This window comes from Nitratidesulfovibrio liaohensis (genome assembly GCF_011682075.1).
Classification (GTDB): domain Bacteria; phylum Desulfobacterota; class Desulfovibrionia; order Desulfovibrionales; family Desulfovibrionaceae; genus Cupidesulfovibrio; species Cupidesulfovibrio liaohensis.
On the sequence record NZ_VSMK01000313.1, the window covers coordinates 1 to 3,274 of the forward strand.

Sequence of the window (3,274 nt, forward strand, 5' to 3'; positions counted from 1 at the left end):
GGGGCTGGCCCCCGGCGACGTGGTGCGCCAGGTGGGCAGCGTGCGCGTGGGCACCCCCCGCGACTTTGCCCAGGCCTTTGCCCGGTACCGGCTGGCGGGCAAGGTGACCCTGCTCATCCAGCGCGGCGGCAAGGGCTACTACGTCTCGCTGGCGGTATAAGACGCCCCGCCGGGGCTTGCGGGCGGCGACCCCGGCATGCCCGCCTCCGGACGAAAACCCCAATGGCAAGAGAGCCCTGAGGGGGTGGTGATTTCCGGCTGCCGGAATTCCCGCGTCTCGCAACGATGAGAATTTGCGTCAAAGCTTGACACCCCGGTTGCCGACAGCTATCTGCAATTTCGATGGTAAGCCGTCAAACCCTGTGGTGACGCGGTTTTTTCGCAATCACGACAGGGAATTGTTCCCAAAAAGCCGACTACGTCGTCGGCTGAAAAACACGCCTGGAGGATGACATGGGTTGGACTGTTACTGTTGACACCGATAAGTGTACCGGCGACGGCGAATGCGTGGACGTGTGCCCCGTCGAAGTTTACGAGCTGCAGGACGGCAAGGCTGTTCCCGTGAACGAGGAAGAATGCCTGGGCTGTGAATCCTGCGTGGAAGTCTGCGAAGCCGGCGCGATCACCGTCGAAGAGAACTAGCCGCCGCCTTTCCGGATTTGCTGCACGTCATGCCGCCGGACGACGTTTGCGCCGTCCGGCGGCATTTGCCGCATCAGGACCACGCATAGGGCCACGCACAGGGGCCACACCCAAGGGCCAGGCTTTGCGGCCAGACTTCGGGGCCAGCCCTTCACGCGGCCCTGCGGGCCGCGAGGAGGACAGGGGCATGGCATGCCCCGCGCCACAGCGGAAACGGGGGTTGCCTTCCCGTGGCGTGTCGCCCGCCCGCACCGCGTATTCCCGCACATCCGCACGCCCGCGCGGGAGCCGCGCGAACCTCCGTCCGCACGCCTTTCCGGCAGACCGTGCCGCAAGGCAGCAGACGGCGGCAACCTTGGGGTGTGCATTCCGGCCACAGAACGACCGAGTCCGCCCAGCGCCCGATACGCCAACCTGTCGGGCCATCGCATGACGGTCGCGCACGCGCGGCCCCAAGGAGCAGAATGGATGACCGTGGACCTGACGGAAATCTTCGCCAAATATGAACGACTGGTGGCAGAAGCCGATGCGCTGTTCGAGCGCGTGCGTTCGCAGCACGCCGACTGCGTGACCTGCGGCCTTGGTTGCAGCGATTGCTGCCACGCCCTGTTCGACCTCGGCCTGGTGGAGGCCATGTACCTGAACCAGCGCTTTGCCGAGGCCTTCGGCTTCGGCGCGGAGCGTTCCGCCATCCTCGAACGGGCCGACGCGGCAGACCGCCACGCCGTGCGCCTGAAGCGCCGCCTGTACAAGGAATCGCTGACCGGCCGCGATTCCGCCGAACTGCTGGCCGAGGTGGCGCGCGAGCGCATCCGCTGTCCCCTGCTGGGCGACGACGAGACCTGCGCCATGTACGCCCACCGGCCCATCACCTGCCGCCTGTACGGCATTCCCACCGCCATCGGCGGCGTGGCCCACACCTGCGGGCGCACCGGCTTCGCCCCCGGCGGGCGATACCCCACCGTGGCGCTGGACAAGATCCACGAGCGTCTGGCGGGCCTCAGCCGCGAAATCCTGGTGGCCGTGCAGTCTCGCTACCGCGAACTGGACCAGGTGTACGTGCCGGTGTCCATGGCGCTGATCACCAGGTACGACAACACCTATCTTGGCGTCGGCCCGGTGAAGAAGGAGAGCTGAGCATGGTCAACATCTCGGGCTCCATGTTCCGCGACAGCACCACGCGCGAACTGACACCGGACGAGGAAGTCCAGAAGCGCGCCATCTGGGACGCCATGTCGCCCCGGCGGCGCAAGTACGTCGAGCGCATCGGCTACGAGAACTGGGACCCCTTCCAGAAGCCCAACGACCCGCTGGACACGCGCCAGGACATCACCAAGCGCACCACCCAGCAACTCGTGCGCGAATTTCTGCAGACGGCCAACAAGAAGGACTACACCAACGAATACGGTCGAGGCGCGCTTGAAACCGCCCTCGGCATCGTCAACAAGGACGAAAAGTACCGCGGCGTGTTCGATTTCTGCGTGTGGTACTACAATATTCTGATCAAGGAGGGTCACGTCGATGAAGGATAAGTACGATGACATTGACGAGTACATCGCCGACCTGCGGGCCGAAATAGAAAAAAGCGAGAACTGCGCCAACCATCACTACAACCTTGGCGTGGCCCTGCTGCACAAGCGCGACTTCGTGGCGGCGGAAGAATCGTTCCTGAGCGCCGTGCGCAACTCGCCCCGCCTGGCCGAAGCCTACGTGCAGCTGGGTGGCATCTGCCTGCAGCGCGGCGACCTGGACGGCTGCCTGCGCTACAACGAGGAAGCGGCCCAGTGCCGCGCCAAGTTCCCGGTGCCGTGGAGCAACATCGGCTTCGTGCACCTGCAGCGCGGCGAGCCGGAAGAAGCCATCAAGGCCCTGAAAAAGGCCCTGAAATGGGACCCTGACTTCATCCAGGCCATGGCCACCATGGGTGCCGCCTACTACATGCAGGGCGACTACGAGGCCTCCATCCAGATCAGCCGCGAGGCCATCAAGCGCGAGCCCGGCTTTGGCCCGGCCTACAACAACCTGGCGCTGGCCCACTTCGAGCGGGGCGAATTCGCCCAGGCCGTGCAGTTCGCCGACCAGGCCGCTGCCTGCGGCTTCGAGGTGCGTCCGGAGTTCCTGCAGGAGTTGGAAGCCCACCGCTAGCCCAAACCGGCCTTTTGCCCGTTGGCTTCGTCAAACTTTGTCTGCCATATCGGTCGAATACGATAAGAGTATACTCCCTCATGGCAGACTCGTTTTCCTCGCCAACGAACAAAAAACCGATTCGGGCAACGGCCCTTCGGTAAAGGGTGGGTAGACCGCAATGACGGGGGAGGGGCCTTGGCCCTTCCCCCTTTTTCATGCATGCCGGGTGGACATGATGGGGCGCCGCGAAACCCGGCGGCGAGGCCAGCCCCCGGGCGGAGAGGCGGCCTTCTTCTGCGCGGCGCCGCCACGAACATATCCGGAGACACCGCATGAGTTGGGAATTCGCCGTGGGGGTGGGGGCGGTCAAGGCCACAGTGCTCTGCGTGCTGTGGTACAACAGGCGGCGCATAGCCGCGCGCCTGGCCGGGGTGGACATGCGCCGCGTGGCGCGCACCGTGGCCCGCGAACTGGAGCTTGCGCCGGACGAGGCGCGGCAACTGGC

Annotated in this window: 4 protein-coding genes; all 4 read left to right on the top strand. The window is 65.3% G+C overall.

From position 1 onward, the window contains the following. The first annotated feature begins 453 nt into the window (after positions 1 to 453). The 4 genes from FVW27_RS11095 (at position 454) to FVW27_RS11110 (ending at position 2,787) form a co-directional block, all read left to right on the top strand. Complete coding sequence (locus FVW27_RS11095) at positions 454 to 642, top strand: ferredoxin (RefSeq protein WP_007525515.1); 189 nt, start codon at positions 454 to 456, stop codon at positions 640 to 642. A 468-nt stretch (positions 643 to 1,110) separates the two neighbouring features. Then, complete coding sequence (locus tag FVW27_RS11100) at positions 1,111 to 1,779, top strand: CxxCxxCC domain-containing protein (protein ID WP_167125145.1); 669 nt, start codon at positions 1,111 to 1,113, stop codon at positions 1,777 to 1,779. Between the two features lie 2 nt (positions 1,780 to 1,781). Then, positions 1,782 to 2,174: a hypothetical protein gene (locus FVW27_RS11105; protein ID WP_007525518.1), complete on the top strand. Its 393-nt coding sequence runs from the start codon at positions 1,782 to 1,784 to the stop codon at positions 2,172 to 2,174. Further along, complete coding sequence (locus tag FVW27_RS11110) at positions 2,164 to 2,787, top strand: tetratricopeptide repeat protein (RefSeq protein WP_167125147.1); 624 nt, start codon at positions 2,164 to 2,166, stop codon at positions 2,785 to 2,787. Before FVW27_RS11105 ends, FVW27_RS11110 begins: the two co-directional genes overlap by 11 nt. Positions 2,788 to 3,274 lie beyond the last annotated feature (487 nt).

Coding starts and splice junctions, on each gene's coding strand:
- FVW27_RS11110 (WP_167125147.1), top strand. CDS start 2,164: ATGAAGGATAAGTACGATGACATTGACGAGTACATCGCCGACCTGCGG.
- FVW27_RS11105 (WP_007525518.1), top strand. CDS start 1,782: ATGGTCAACATCTCGGGCTCCATGTTCCGCGACAGCACCACGCGCGAA.
- FVW27_RS11100 (WP_167125145.1), top strand. CDS start 1,111: ATGACCGTGGACCTGACGGAAATCTTCGCCAAATATGAACGACTGGTG.
- FVW27_RS11095 (WP_007525515.1), top strand. CDS start 454: ATGGGTTGGACTGTTACTGTTGACACCGATAAGTGTACCGGCGACGGC.